Annotated in this window: 12 protein-coding genes, 1 pseudogene and 1 riboswitch; of the genes and pseudogenes, 6 read left to right on the forward strand and 7 right to left on the reverse strand. The window is 66.9% G+C overall.

All coding sequences use genetic code 11. The annotated features are described in order from the left end of the window. Positions 1–58 precede the first annotated feature (58 nt). A complete protein-coding gene (locus tag AL2_RS36650; RefSeq protein ID WP_169806473.1) occupies positions 59–604 on the forward strand; it encodes a tetratricopeptide repeat protein in 546 nt (181 codons plus the stop codon). A 325-nt stretch (positions 605–929) separates the two neighbouring features. On the opposite strand, the gene AL2_RS22745 is transcribed toward AL2_RS36650, so the two are convergent. The 3 genes and pseudogenes from AL2_RS22745 to AL2_RS40270 form a co-directional block, all read right to left on the reverse strand. Further along, positions 930–1,661 carry a DUF1889 family protein gene (locus AL2_RS22745; RefSeq protein WP_067636690.1) on the reverse strand — a complete coding sequence of 244 codons (732 nt, stop codon included), beginning with the start codon at positions 1,659–1,661 and terminating at the stop codon, positions 930–932. A gap of 412 nt (positions 1,662–2,073) precedes the next feature. After that, positions 2,074–2,346 carry a LuxR C-terminal-related transcriptional regulator gene (locus AL2_RS39815; protein ID WP_376741306.1) on the reverse strand — a complete coding sequence of 91 codons (273 nt, stop codon included), beginning with the start codon at positions 2,344–2,346 and terminating at the stop codon, positions 2,074–2,076. 1,214 nt (positions 2,347–3,560) lie between these two features. Beyond that, a pseudogene (locus tag AL2_RS40270) lies at positions 3,561–4,073 on the reverse strand (tyrosine-type recombinase/integrase); the annotation flags it as partial. 1,397 nt (positions 4,074–5,470) lie between these two features. Continuing rightward, positions 5,471–5,657, forward strand: a riboswitch (cyclic di-AMP (ydaO/yuaA leader). Between the two features lie 5 nt (positions 5,658–5,662). Here AL2_RS40270 and AL2_RS22755 point away from each other — a divergent pair. Next, a complete protein-coding gene (locus AL2_RS22755) occupies positions 5,663–6,331 on the forward strand; it encodes a M15 family metallopeptidase (protein WP_067636696.1) in 669 nt (222 codons plus the stop codon). 97 nt (positions 6,332–6,428) lie between these two features. On the opposite strand, the gene AL2_RS22760 is transcribed toward AL2_RS22755, so the two are convergent. The 4 genes from AL2_RS22760 to AL2_RS22775 all read right to left on the reverse strand — a co-directional run bounded on the left by AL2_RS22760 (position 6,429) and on the right by AL2_RS22775 (position 9,563). After that, positions 6,429–7,472, reverse strand: coding sequence for a C40 family peptidase (locus tag AL2_RS22760; protein ID WP_067636699.1), 1,044 nt, complete (start codon positions 7,470–7,472; stop codon positions 6,429–6,431). 179 nt (positions 7,473–7,651) lie between these two features. Continuing rightward, positions 7,652–8,587 carry a M56 family metallopeptidase gene (locus AL2_RS22765; protein WP_067636700.1) on the reverse strand — a complete coding sequence of 312 codons (936 nt, stop codon included), beginning with the start codon at positions 8,585–8,587 and terminating at the stop codon, positions 7,652–7,654. Between the two features lie 4 nt (positions 8,588–8,591). Beyond that, positions 8,592–8,996, reverse strand: a complete 405-nt coding sequence (locus tag AL2_RS22770; protein ID WP_083946806.1) for a BlaI/MecI/CopY family transcriptional regulator — start codon at positions 8,994–8,996, stop codon at positions 8,592–8,594. A 183-nt stretch (positions 8,997–9,179) separates the two neighbouring features. After that, the gene (locus tag AL2_RS22775; RefSeq protein WP_067636702.1) at positions 9,180–9,563 is read right to left on the reverse strand and encodes an ArsR/SmtB family transcription factor; all 384 of its coding nucleotides are present in this window, start codon (positions 9,561–9,563) and stop codon (positions 9,180–9,182) included. 74 nt (positions 9,564–9,637) lie between these two features. On the opposite strand from AL2_RS22775, the gene AL2_RS22780 reads away from it, so the two are divergent. From AL2_RS22780 to AL2_RS22795, 4 genes are all read left to right on the forward strand, one after another. After that, positions 9,638–10,285, forward strand: coding sequence for an HAD-IC family P-type ATPase (locus AL2_RS22780; protein WP_067636704.1), 648 nt, complete (start codon positions 9,638–9,640; stop codon positions 10,283–10,285). Positions 10,286–10,690: 405 nt separating this feature from the next. Further along, positions 10,691–11,530: a sigma-70 family RNA polymerase sigma factor gene (locus AL2_RS22785; RefSeq protein ID WP_067637096.1), complete on the forward strand. Its 840-nt coding sequence runs from the start codon at positions 10,691–10,693 to the stop codon at positions 11,528–11,530. 1 nt (position 11,531) lies between these two features. Continuing rightward, positions 11,532–11,882, forward strand: coding sequence for a DoxX family protein (locus AL2_RS22790; RefSeq protein ID WP_067636706.1), 351 nt, complete (start codon positions 11,532–11,534; stop codon positions 11,880–11,882). 309 nt (positions 11,883–12,191) lie between these two features. Then, entirely contained in the window at positions 12,192–12,947 is a 756-nt protein-coding gene (locus AL2_RS22795) for a FadR/GntR family transcriptional regulator (RefSeq protein ID WP_168444561.1), read from the forward strand. Positions 12,948–13,216 lie beyond the last annotated feature (269 nt).

Consider the following 13,216-nt stretch of genomic DNA (forward strand, 5'->3'; position numbering starts at 1 on the left):
CCCGCTCATGAGTTGGGTGAACATAGCTACCATAGTCATTGCTTTTAGTGCGACTGGCGTGGCCGCATGGCAGGCGGCCAAGACCTTCCTGCTCAGGAGGAAGACCGGAAACGTCGATGTATCGATCACATCTGGCGATATGCGCTTCAATATGTCTGGGAACATGGACTCAGAAGAGGTTCGGCGCATCGTCGAGCTTCTCCTAGCGCGTGACCAATCTACTGCCGTTGCCAGAGAAGAGGGTATTCTCACTGCTTTTAAAGGCGCAAAGGGGGAAGATCATCCCGACACTTTGGCGAGCGCCTCGAAACTCGCTAGCGCGTACCAAGATGCGGGCCGCATACAAGAGGCGATCAACCTTTATGAAAGCACGCTCGACAGTATGCGACGGGTCCTAGGCGAGGATCATGCCGACACTTTGGCGAGCGCCTCGAAACTCGCTAGCGCGTACCAAGATGCGGGCCGCATACAAGAGGCGATCAACCTTTATGAAAGCACGCTCGACAGTATGCGACGGGTCCTAGGCGAGGATCATGCCGACACTTTGGCGAGCGCATCGAAACTCGCTAGCGCGTACAGAGACATGGAAAGTAGAGATAACTGATCACAGATCCTCGATATCCCTCCACTGATGGGGTGCTACCGCCAAACCTGGGGCAACAGACCCAGTGGTTTGCATGGGGGTGGTATCACGTGGCCAGGTTCTCGTCGGCTGGGCGAGCGCGAAGCGGGGGTCTCGCGACCCCCACCCCCCGGCGGGCCGGAGGGTACGCCCGCGCGAAGCTGTCTGTCACACCGTCTCGCCGTTCGCGCGGGCGCACCCTCCGGGACGGATGCGGGTGCCGACGAGCCTGATAGTTGCAGGTCGGATGATCTTGGTGCGGCAACTTCAACAGGCAAATGGCTTTCGCTGCGGGCACTGAAAGGGATCACTCACCGCTCTGGTCGCTGACGACCTGGCGCCGCAAATCCTGGATGTAAGTCGCCCGAAGTACACGCCTAGCGCGCGGGCGCTGGCCAGCATTGATCTTCTCAACATACTTCGCCAGATGCTGCGGGTTCTTCCCCGACCATCCGTTGGCGAGCGCCCAGCCCTGCATGGCCGGGCCGTCCAACCGGATACGGGCGTCGTGGAGTGCGAGCAGGCTGCTCACGACCATGTCCTTCTCGAAGCCAGCCGTGATGGTGTTGTTGTGGTTAATCGTCTGTGTTAGGCCCTTCATCGCCTCGGCAACGATCGGGTCAAGTTCGGGAGTGGGGTTGTTCCAGGCAGAGCCATCTCCAAGGATCGTCGGTTGTACCGCTGTCACCCAGGGCCTGATTCGGTCTTCGGCCCACGTGATGATGCACAAAGCTCGAATCTTGTTGCTGCCGTACTGCACCAGCGTGCCGATGTCGTCCATGTCAGCCCATGCCATCAGCACCGGGCCGCGAGCGCGTACGACACCGCCACCCCTGCCTGTGACGTGCTCGACGTTGGAGTGCCGCTTGACGAATTGCTCCAGTTCCGAGCAGTTAGACAGGTTGGACTTCTGGCTTGTCCACACCGTCAGAGTGTCCCCGTCTTCCATATGCTCACGACACCAGTCGATGGCGGTACGCACACCCTCGTCGTCATAGCTTGCGACAGCCTTCGGATAGTCCGCGTTGCGATCGAACATGGCTGCTCCCCCCTGCTCTCGGCCTTACTGGACACACTACGTGGAAGTGTTGACGCCACGGCCGTGCTGTAGAGATCTCTAATGTTATGTCGACGAGAGTGGCGTATGGGGCCTGTGTGACCTTCTGTCTTATTCGTTTCGATGTGGGCGTGTCCACGTGATATGCCGGCGCACCATCCGGGACGGGGCAGGTGCTAACGCACGTGCTAACAACGTGGTCGGATGACCTTGGACGGGTGTGGACGGGCGGGAGGCTGCCGCGCTGGTGAGGAGACGTGTGCGGACATGCCTGGACGTCCTGGATCTTCCTACGGATCAGACGGTCAAACCAGCTTACTCCGAAATACTCGGCATCAAGTCACCAACTCTTGTTGCGGTGGACGCAGTCAATGGGCTCGCTATTGGTAGCAACTCATATAAGGTTTTGTCGAGCTGCCCATGTGACCGCCTCGATAGGAGTGTTTACTTCTAATTGGTCGCAGACATTGCGCAGGCGTCGGCGAAGCGTCCGCGCACTCAAATCAAGGCGATGTGCAACCTGATCTGCGGTGCGTCCCGTAGCGATCTCGCGCAATAGGGTCACATCCGCTTCGCTAAGGCGAGGCTCCTGATGACTCCGGCTTTCAGGTGGGGGCGATGCATCGGCATCCTCGTTGCGAACACTATTCTTGGCATGGTTGATAATCTGTTCGGCTCGCAGTTCTGCTTCCCAGATGATTTCACTGGCACGCCGTTCTGCGATGCTTATGATTTCTCGATCTGGACTAGCGGCTGGAGTCGCGGGTGTTCGCATGCTCTCGAAGTGAGCGGTCAACTGACCATTCATCTCCGACTCGGCTGCTCTTTCCCAGGCGCGGCGCCAAGGCGGTATGCGGTCAACGCGGACGCCACAGGATTGCACAAAGGCGAGACATACGGCTCTACGAGGAAACCGTTTGCCGGCAAGCATGTCAGACACTGTTGAGCGGTAGAGCACTTGCTTGCTGTGCTTCGATGCTAGTTCGAGTTCACGCAGAGAAGGGCGATCCGCTCGCGCGTACAAGCGGCGCAGGTAACTGGCCAACTCCAATCGCGTGGTCACTGTCTCCAGTTCGAAGTCGTCTGTGGTGGGTTCCTCGTCCATGTGCGCCTCTCAGAGTGTCCGAGCATGTCCGATGCTGTCCGTGAGTGTACGCGAATCGGCTCCTTGCTGGAGCGGGTTTGGCCGCGACCGAGCGGATTCACTTCCCATGATTGGCCGGATACGGTCTCCTGGGCTTGTCCGTATCCGGCCATCTCCTCGAAGGAAGCCACCATGTGGGAACAGGCGATCCCGATGCTCGCGAACCTCCTGGAGGCGATCGCGTCCGGAGTGGTACTTGCAGGCGCGGTCACGGAAGTGGTGCGTCACCGGCGTCGGCGCCGGCGCCGGTCGGAATCGACCTCGGACAACGCGGATACATGACTCGGGGAGCCAATATCGAGTGGTGCCGAGCCCAGGCGAGAGCACGGGGGTGCTGCTGTACAGCACGGAAGTACAGCAACGGCCCCTCACAACTGCTTACGTGAGCTTACGGCGGCACACGCCACGACCTGGGTGACGCGGTGACGGGCCAGGGGTGCCGGTGGTTCGCATCGAGAGGGTGTCGCACGATCGCTGGGAGCCCACCGGTTCGGTGCAGGTCAGCGGGGGCACGAGGCGTGCAATTAGCGTGCAATTAGGCAGGGTGATCAAGGGGCAGTCACGGTCACTGGCGGTGTGAGCGGAGGCCAGGTCAGAAGCCGTGACGGCCGGGATCGGTTTGATTCCCAAGCTGACAGCGCGGGTTCGATTCCCGTCACCCGCTCCCAAGCCGAAGGCCCAGGCCAGTGACTTATCACTGACTCTGGGCCTCTTCGGTTCATCGGCCACCGTGCCCGCTACGTGCCCGATCCCTTGGGCTTGCGCCGCTTCTTGCCCTTCTTGAGTTCCCGCGTGGCCATCTTGCCGAGCGACGAGGCGATCTCCCGGTCCCGCTCTTTCCGCGCGTGCAGGTAGACCTGTGCGGCTCGGGTGGACGAGTGCCCCATCCGGTTCATCAGCTCGGCCAGCGATGCCCCCGACTCGGCCGCGTAGGTGTTGCCCGTGTGGCGGAGGTCATGGACGTGGATCGCACCGACCTCCAGCTCTGCCTTCTCCAGCGCCCGAGCCCAGACCTTGGAGAAGTTGCTCCGCCGGAGCTGCCCACCGCGGACGCCGACGCACATGAACCCCTCGGGGCCGGGTTGGGCGTACTCGTCCAGGTGCTTGCGCAGGTCAAGAATGATCAGGTCGGGGAGGACGACCGTGCGCCGGCTGGCCTCCGACTTGGGCGTTCCCTTCACCAGCGGCCCCAGCTCATAGACGGTTTCGTCCACCCGGACCGTCCCGGCGTCGAGGTCAAGGGGTGGCCGCGCATCGGTGCCCGGCCGCGCTTGTCCGCTGGCTACCCGTCCGCTCTGGGGCGCGCCGCCGCCTGGACGAGGCATGGTTGTAGGCCGCAGGGCACTCGTCAACGAGCACCAGGCCGTGGGCGCGGTTGGCGTCTGTGCAGCTCGTGACGGCCGGCACGGAGCAAGTTCGGTTGATCGAGCTCGAACAAGGGGGCTTCGCAGCCCCCTTGGCCCTCGCGAGCCGGGGCGCCCGTTCGCGCGAAACCGTCTGTCACACCTTGCGCGCCGTTCGCGCGAACGAGCACCCCGGAGCGTCATGCACCGGTGCGGCGGGGTGGAAGCGGCGGGCGAGGTGATTCCCGTTTACCAGCTCACCTCGACTTGCGGCCTCGAACCCGGTTGAGCCAAGCGGAGAAGGCGCGGGAGATCCTGAGCGCGAGGGAAGGGTCCCCACCGCCGGACAGCGATTGTGTGCCGATGAACTCTGCGTTGGGGTTCTGGCGGTGCTCGTACTCCGCATTGCTCTGACCAGGAAGACGTTTCTCGGGCGCGGCCATCGCTGCTCCAACGGTCGTTGAGGATCTTGCCTCACTCTAGAGGTCTCGGCTGAGTGTGGCGATGCCCAGGCGTCCCCGTAGCTCGCTCCTCGGGCACCCGCGACCAACCTCTGGCTCTGACCTGCTGCTCTGAAGAGCAGCCGCCCCCCTCACGGATCCCGAGGGGAGCGGCGGCGGTGGTCGGGAGGCTCGGTATTGCGTTGCTCGCGGATGGAGGCGGGCTTGCCGAGCCAGTCGGCGTAACCGGATCGGGAACCGTCCAACACTCGGCAGGCCATGTCGTTCTCGGCGAACTCAGCTTGCGGAGCAAGCTCGCCGAGACGCGTGCGCCCTCACTCGCGCAGAATCCCTTCGCGGGTGACTACGGCCTCGAACAACGCCTCAAGGCGAGCGCCGCCGGATGTCTCGTGGGCTCCATAGGCACGTGCCCCGTTGCGGCGGCGGCCTGGCCTACGTCGACCACACGGTGTTCGCCATCGCCGTGGCGGTCGCCGACGGCCGTCCCTCTGGCTGGTTCCGCCGGGCAAGCCGCAGGTGACGGGCGTCCCACACGCCCCATTAGCGCCTGCCGCGCGCCGGGACGTCCGGCCGGGACGGGTTTGCCGCGAGCCCCTGCGCTTCTCGTGGGTGGCGACATCCCTGAGTGGGGAAGGGCCCAGCTGCTTTCACCCGGATGACGATCACGCCGGTGAGCTGGTCGTCCTGTTTGCGTGGTGTTTGCGTTACTTTGCACCTTTGGTATGGTCCGTCCCTATTCGGTGCTTGCCAGGCGCCGAAACCACATGTCAGCGTCCGCTTCACCGCTGAGCCGAACGGCGGCTCAAGGTCCGGCTCGTCAATCATGCGACCCGGTGCTCAGGTGAGGCGGCGACGCCGAGTCCGCTTCTGTGCGGAGCCGGGGAACCAGCGCGAGGACGATCCAGGCCAACGGAGCTTGGCGCCTCGCAGGGGTGAATCGGCCTCTCCTCGCCATGATCGAGGGAGGTCGTAGGGCGACTTCCATGCCCGAATCCGTCAGCTAACCCGGTAGGCGGTATGGAAGGAGAGAATGCCGTGAGACCTCGGCATGCCAAGAAGACGAACAAGTTCGCCGCTCCGGTGTCCGGGATGGTTCTGGCCGGCGTGTTCGCCGGTTCCCTCGGCCTGATGCCCGGTGGCGACTCCGAGAACCCCGCGCCCCGTACGACGCGGCCCGCGATCCTCGCCGCCGACCGAGGGGAAGGACCGCCTGAGCAGGGGGCAGCGCACCAGGCCGACAAGAGCAAGGCCGAGCCGGCCAAGCCGCCGGCCACCTGTAAGCCTTCGGAGGCCAAGAAGCGAGAGTACGCGAACGGACGGATCCCGACTCGAGAGCTCTGTCCGCTGCCCCAGCGGGGAGAGTTCCTGCGAGCGGACGCGGCCGTGGCCTTCTACAAGCTCAACGCGGCCTACAAGAAGCGCTTCGGCAAGGACGTGTGCCTGAGGAGTTCCTACCGCACCCTGGCGAAGCAGAAGGAACTCTACGAGCGCATGCCGGCGGGTATGGCCGCACGGCCCGGCCGCAGCAAGCATGGAGACGCCATCGCCGCCGACTTCTGCGGTGGCGTGCAGAACGATGAGTCGCCGCAGTTCAAGTGGATGCTCGCCAATTCGAAGAGGTTCGACTGGGTGCACCCGGAATGGGCCTTCGGCAGCCCGTTCGAACCGTGGCACTGGGAGTTCGACATCGGTCAGGAGGCATAGCGCGGCCCGGCCTGCGTGACTGATCGCGCAGCAGTGCGGGCGGGCCCGGGGCCCGCCCGCACCCTCCGCATTTCGAGAGTGATCGGCGCGGCGGTGATCAGGCCACGCGGACGCCGCCGGCGAACGGGCGGCCGGAGATCGAGCTGATCTTGACGACGTCACCGGTCTGCGGGGCGTGGACCATCTTGCCGCCGCCGATGTACAAGCCCATGTGGTGCAGGTCGCTGTAGAAGAAGACCAGGTCACCGGGCTTCAGCTGGCTCTGTGAGACGCGGGTGCCCGCGTTGTACTGGGCGCCGGTGTAGTGGGGGAGGCTGATGCCGACCTGGGCGTAGGCGTACAGCGTCAGTCCCGAGCAGTCGAATCCCTTGATGTTGGCGCCCTGGGCGGTGCCGTAAGACGGGCCGTACGCGTTGCCGCCGCCCCACGAGTACGGAACGCCGCGCTGGCTCAGGGCCGCGTTGACCGCTTGCATGGCCTTGGCCGAGGCACCCCCGGGATCCACGTTCGGGGCGGGGCCCGCGTTGGCGCGGGCCCCCGGCCCGACGCCGAGTTTGGCTTCGACCTTCTTCAGCTTGGTCTGGAGTTCCTTGCGCTTCTTCTTCGCCTCGTCGGTGAGCTCGCGAACCTGCTTCGCGCGCGCTTCGGCCGATTTGCGGGCGCGCTCGGCCCCCTGCATCGTCTGCAGCAGGTGGGCGACGCGGCTGCTGTCCTGGCGGGCGAAATAGTGGAGCGTGGCCGACTTGTCCAGCACGGCTTGAGGGTCGTCCGCTGACGCGAAGGCGACCGCGGGGTCTGCCGGACCGTTCTTGTAGCTGTCGGCGGCGAGCTTGACGATCCGGTCCCGGGCCTCGTCCAGCGCCTTCTTCTGGCGGACGGCGTTGCCCTCGGCGACCTTGGCGGCGCGCTGCGCCTGCTGCAGGCGCACGCGCAACCCGTTGTACTGCTCGCTGAGCTTCTCCGCCTCGTTGGCGAGCTTCTTCTGCTGGGAGGTCAGCTCTTTGCGGGTCGGTCCGGGCTCTGCCCAGGCGGTTGGGGGAGACACGAGCGTCGCGGAAAGGGCGAGCGATGCCGTCCACACCGTGCTCGTGACGAGCCGGCGGTGGACCGGCCTTCCTTCTCCGGCAGCTCGTCGCCGCATGCGCCGTCCTCTCCAGTACGCCTACCGGGTAGCTGCCGGGCTCGGGCCGGCCCGCGGGAATCGGCGTGGCCGTCGCCGTCCCCGGTGGGGACACCGCACGATGGCTCCTACGGAGCGTAGGAGATAGCGGTCGCATTCGCCACCCAAGTGGCCGAATGCGACAAACCGCCTCTGTGGTCTCAGCAGATCCCGGACAGTTGCACGATGGTCGCGGCGGCGACCAGGAGGGGCGTGGCGACGGCGATGGCGACGAAGGTGGAGGCGGCCGCCCGGACGGCCCGGCGGGGCTGCGCCGCCTCGGTGGACTCCAGCCGCAGCACGCGTTCCGTCAGCGCCCCCGGAGAGGGACCCGCGGCACCGAGGGCGCCCGTCACACCGGGCGTCGCCGCGAGCCGGCACAGCGCGTCCGCGAGCGTCCGCTTCCCGTACTCCCGGGCCGCGGCGTCGTCCGCGGCCATCTCCAGCAGCAGCGGGACGGTCGTCTTCGCCCGGCGGACGGTGGGCAACCACGGCAGGAGCGCGTAGGCGAAGTCCAGCAGGAGCAGCATGGCGTGGTGCCGCTGGCGCAGGTGCGTCCGTTCGTGGGCCAGGACCGCGCCGAACTCCTGGGGAGTCAAGGTCTCCTGCGTGCCGGTGCTGACCACTATCGCGCGGTCCCGAGCGGGCAGCGAGTACGCCACGGGGACGGGGTGGTCGAGGACGAGTACGTCGTCGTACCGTCCATGCTCCTTGGCGACGAGCCGGAGCATCTCCCGGTGCCGGCGCCGGTGCCGCACGGCTCGGCCGAGCCGGGGCAGGCCGCGGGCGAGTCGGGAACCGCAGGCCGTCAGCAGCACCAGGCTCGCGGCGGCCGCCATGATGATCGCCTCGTCGCCGTGGTGCGGCAGGCAGTTGCGCAGCCACTCCAGCAGACCGTGGCCGGGTGCCGGCGGCGACAGCAGCGCCACCGCGACGATCCCGACGTCGGCGATGAAGGTACCGGCCAGGACCGCGAACCAGCAGGCGATGGCGACCCCCGGCTGCACGGCGGGGCTGCGCAGCCGATCGAGGACGGGTCCCGCCAGGCATCCCAGCAGGACCGCCGTGGACACCAGGCCGACCACGAGGTAGATCACGCCGTCATGCCCCTTGGCCGCCGGACGTCCGCCGGCGCAGGGCGTCCAGCAGGTGGCGGGCGTCCTCGGGCGGGACGGCTTCGGCGAACCTCGCCAGGATGCTCCCGTGATCGCCGGACTCGGTGAGCGCGTCGAGCATCAACTCGACCGCGTACTCCTCCCGCGCACGGGTGGGGGCGTAGCGGAAGGCCGTCCCGTCCGGGGTGCGCCGCAGCAGCCCCTTCTGCGCCAGCCTCTCGGCCACGGTCTGGACGGTGTTGTAGGCCAGGGCCTTGTCGGCGTCCTCGTTCAGCTTCGCGAGCAGTTCACGCACCCGCAGCGGGCCGGGCGCGTTCCAGAGCACGTCCATGATGGAACGTTCGAGTGCTCCACCCAATCCGGCCACGCGCCACCTCCGTTCTGCGCACATTGTGCCGGAGATCCTGGCCCGTGCTCGAACGTGGAGCGGCTAGGTATGCCGCGCTCGTGACTGACGCAGGTGTATGGCGCGGTACAGCGCCATCCTCCGCGTCGCCGCTCTGGTCTCAATATCGCGAGCCGACCTGGCCGCGATGACCGCCTGACTTGGGGCGGCCCGTGTCCGGGCGAGGGATCAGCCTGCGGCGCCGGTGCCGCGATCCTGGCCCGGAGCCGGGTCGCGGACCCCCAGGCGCAGATGCTCGCTGTGGTAGACGGCCTCGTCCAGCAGCATGGCGACGTGGTCGTCGTGCAGCCGGTAGACGATGCGCTGGCCGGACCGCTCACCCACGACCAAGCCGAGGTTGCGCAGCAGCCGGAGCTGGTGGGAGACGGCCGACTGCTCCATGTTCACCGCCTCCGCCAGTTCGGTGACCGAGCTGGGGGCGTGGCGGAGCCGCCCGAGGATCAGCAGGCGGGACGGGGCGGCCAGTGCCTGCAACGTGGCGGCCACACGGAGGGCGGTGCCGGCGTCCAGCGTCGCCGGCGGGGTGTCGCGTCCCTCCACTCCATGGCCCATGACCCGATGCTAGCAATGCCGTATAGATGAACATATCTTCATATACTCCTGACGCCCGCGATGCCGGTCTGCCCGTGCCCGGGGCTGAGGACTTCGTCTCCGTCCCAGGCCAGGGCATCACGGCCCAGGTCGACGGCCACCAGGTGCGGATCGGCAGCCCCGGGCGCGTCCTCGATGGCCGCGCCCGGTCGCCCGTCATCGAGTCGCTGGAAGACGATGGGCGGACCGCCGTGGTCATGGCCGTCGATGGGGAACCGGTCGCCGTCCTGGGCCTGGCCGACCAGGTACGTCCGGACGCCCCGGAGGCCGTCGCCGCACTGGAGGCCCTGACCGGCGCGACCCCGGCCCTGCTCACCGGCGACAATCCGCGCGCGGCCAGCGCCCTCGCCCGGGAATGCGCCATCACGGACGTCCGCGCGGGTCTTCTGCCCCAGGACAAAGTGCGGGCCGTGCGCGACCTTGAGGACGGCGGGCACCGCGTCCTGCTGGTGGGCGACGGCGTCAATGATGCGCCGGCCCTGGCCGCCGCCGATACCGGCATCGCCATGGGCGAGGCCGGATCCGATCTCGCCCTGGACACCGCCGACGCCGTCATCATCCGCGACGACCTCACCGCTGTTCCCGCCGTCATCGTCGGCCTCAACGGCCTGCGGCTCCTCCGCACCGCGGCCTGGCGTCAGGCCGCCCGCCGACCCGTCGGGCGGGACGGTCAGTACAGGTAGACGTCCACCAGAAGTGCCGCCACCTGCGCCAGGGTGGATTTGCCGGCGCCGCCGCGTCGCAGAACCACTTCATGACGCACGTCCCTATCATTGCCGAGCGCACCGCCGATGACATCATGGCGATGGGCCGGACGGATTACTGCGCGTGAGGTGTTCTGTCATGCTTTGTGTGCCGTTTACGTGAATGGGCACCGTGAATTAGTCGGCGTGAAGTAAGGGGGATTGGGCTCCAGTGTGCTGGAAGTGGTGGTTGCCGAGGTCGCGTGGCTTATGGCGCTACCTCTGGTGCGCTGCAGGGCCCGGCTCCTTCTGCGGACGGGATCCCGGTGGCCGGGGGGTGGGTCACCTTTGGAGGGTTGCGGGCGTCTGGAGTGTGGATAACTACCGAAGGTGGGAGGCGGTGTGATGGCGGAGGGTGCCGCGGTGTTCGATCGGGAGCGGTCGCATCTGCTGGCGGTGGCGTTCCGCATTCTCGGGTCGGACGCCGACGCGCAGGACGTGGTGCAAGAGGCGTGGACCAGGTACGCCCGCGCCGATGTCGGTGAGATCCGCAATGCGCAGGCGTGGCTGACGACCGTGGTGACCCGGTTGTGCCTGGATGTCCTGCGGCGGTCCCGTGAGTCTCCCCGGCGCCCCGAGGATCTGCCCGAAGTCGCCGGTGGGGAGGATCCGGAGGAGGTGGCGCTGCTGGCCAGTGAGCTGACCGCGGCCTTCACGGTGGTGGTCGAGGAGTTGACGCCTCCGCAGCGGGTCGCGCTCATCCTGCACGACGTGTTCGGCTCGCCCTTCGAGGAGATCGCCCACATTCTGGGCACGACCGTGGGGTCGGCCAAGAAGCTGGCCAGCCGCGCCCGAGGACGCGTCCGCCATTCCGAATGGCCGGACGTGGAGTCCAGCGACGCCCAGCGAGTGGTGAACGCCTTCATGAAGGCCGCGCAGCAGGGCGATATCGACGGTCTTGTTGAGGTTTTGCATCCGGATGTGACCGCCACGGCCGATCCGCAGGCGCTTCGGCCCGGTGCGGCGCAGCGAGTGAACGGGCGCACGGCCGTGATTGAGGAAACCCGTGTGATGCGTGCCGCCGCACAGCAGGCTCGTCTTGTCGTCATTGATGGGCGGCCCGGTATCGCGGTGGGGCCGGGGCCGCTTGCCGCTCTGGTCTTTCATATTGCCGGCGGCCTCATCGTCCATTACGACGTCATCGCCGATCCGCGGCGGCTGGCGCTACTCCATATCGAGGATTGACATGTTCATCACGTACGTTGTCGTCACCCTCGTCACGGTCGCGGTCAATGTCGCGATCGTCGTCGCTGACGTGGCCAAGGCCGAATTCGTTGTCGCCAACTCGGCCGAAGTGGGCCTGCCGCGCTCCTCCCTGCCGCTGCTGGCCGCGTTGAAGGGCGCCGGCGCGGCCGGGCTCGTCCTCGGACTGCTGGGGCTCGATGTGATCGGCATCGCCGCCGCGGCCGGCCTTGTGGGCTTCTTCGTCATCGCGGTGGCCGCTCACGTGCGGGCCCGGGTCTTCTACAACATCGCCTTCCCTGGCGCCTATCTCGCCCTGGCCGTCGCCTCGCTGATCCTCGCGGCCACCAACTGACGGAGGTCGCGAGCCGGTCAGGACATGCGTGCGAGAGTGACGATCTCGTCCACGGTCGTGAGCGGGAGCACATCGGCACTGGAGTGGCTTCTACGTCCAACGTCACGTGCACCATCTGGGGATGCTGGCATACGACTGCCATCTGAGGTCGGCTTGCCGGTCGGAAAGGGTTGGTTCGGCTTCGTAGGCGGGGTGGCTGACCTTGATGTAAAAGCCTGATGTATGCTCAACGGTGCTGTGAGTCCCGGTGGCGCGGAGTTCCCGACTCAAGAGATCAGCACTACGAAGGCCCTACCAGGGGGACGCGACGTGCCCAGCACCAAAGGCAACACCTCCGGCCGCTCCGGCAAGGGCACGGCGAGCGCGCTGCCGGTCAGTCGGCTGCGTCCGGCCTACCAGCAGGTCGCCGACCAGCTGCGGGAGCTGATCCTGGACGGGTCCCTCGCCCCGGGCGACCGCCTCCCGCCGGAGGGCGAGATCGGCGGCAACTTCGGGGTCAGCCGCAGCACGATCCGCGAGGCGCTGCGCGTGCTGGCCTCCCAGGGCCTCGTCAAGACGGTGCGCGGCACCACGGGCGGCACGTTCGTCTCGCACATCGAGCCCGACCAGATCAGCGACTTCCTGGAGGCAGGGCTCGGGCTCATGTCCGGCTCGGACGCCCTGCCCCTCGCGGCCATCCTCGAAGCCCGCGAGATGCTGGAGGTGCCCGCCACCGCCATCGCGGCGGAGCGGCGCGAGCAGCGGCACCTCGACGCGCTGCACGCGGCCATGGAGCGCGAGAAGCGCTCCCGGGGCCGCAGCATGAAGTTCCAGGAGCACCGCCACTTCCACGGGATCATCATGGAGGCGACCGGCAACGGGCTGCTCACGATGATGACGCGGCCGGTCTTCCACGTCCTGCGGAGCCGGTTCCTGAACACCGAGTCGCCCGCCGAGTTCTGGACGCAGGTCGACGACCAGCACGGGCAGATCATCGAGCTGCTCGAAGCGGGCGACGGCGAGGCCGCGAGCGCCGCCATGCGCGACCATCTGCACCACATCCGCGGCGCGTACCGCGAAGCCTGACCGTCGAGTCCGAGAGCGGGGCCGGTCCGCCGGGTGGGCTGAGCCGCTGCACCGCCTCGGCCGGCCGGTGCTCCAGGCAGTCCGGGAGCACGATACCTCTGATGTTTTGGATCAGGCTGGGCCCGGCTACCTTTTCCGGCTCGCCTGAAATGCGATATGCGCGGGCATGACCTGCAGTGCAGGTCGATACATGACGTCCTCGGGCTTGGACAGGGCGCCGACACCTATCCTAGAATCGAAATGTCTGACATTAGCTAGATCGGTGCTAT

It is taken from the genome of Actinomadura latina NBRC 106108 (genome assembly GCF_001552195.1).
Taxonomy (GTDB): domain Bacteria; phylum Actinomycetota; class Actinomycetes; order Streptosporangiales; family Streptosporangiaceae; genus Spirillospora; species Spirillospora latina.

What these genes read in the sequence shown, in the direction of transcription:
- AL2_RS22745 (WP_067636690.1), bottom strand. Translation starts at nt 1,661, where the DNA reads ATGTTCGATCGCAACGCGGACTATCCGAAGGCTGTCGCAAGCTATGAC.
- AL2_RS22760 (WP_067636699.1), bottom strand. Translation starts at nt 7,472, where the DNA reads ATGCGGCGACGAGCTGCCGGAGAAGGAAGGCCGGTCCACCGCCGGCTC.
- AL2_RS22770 (WP_083946806.1), bottom strand. Translation starts at nt 8,996, where the DNA reads ATGTGCGCAGAACGGAGGTGGCGCGTGGCCGGATTGGGTGGAGCACTC.
- AL2_RS22775 (WP_067636702.1), bottom strand. Translation starts at nt 9,563, where the DNA reads ATGGGCCATGGAGTGGAGGGACGCGACACCCCGCCGGCGACGCTGGAC.
- AL2_RS22785 (WP_067637096.1), top strand. Translation starts at nt 10,691, where the DNA reads ATGGCGGAGGGTGCCGCGGTGTTCGATCGGGAGCGGTCGCATCTGCTG.
- AL2_RS22790 (WP_067636706.1), top strand. Translation starts at nt 11,532, where the DNA reads ATGTTCATCACGTACGTTGTCGTCACCCTCGTCACGGTCGCGGTCAAT.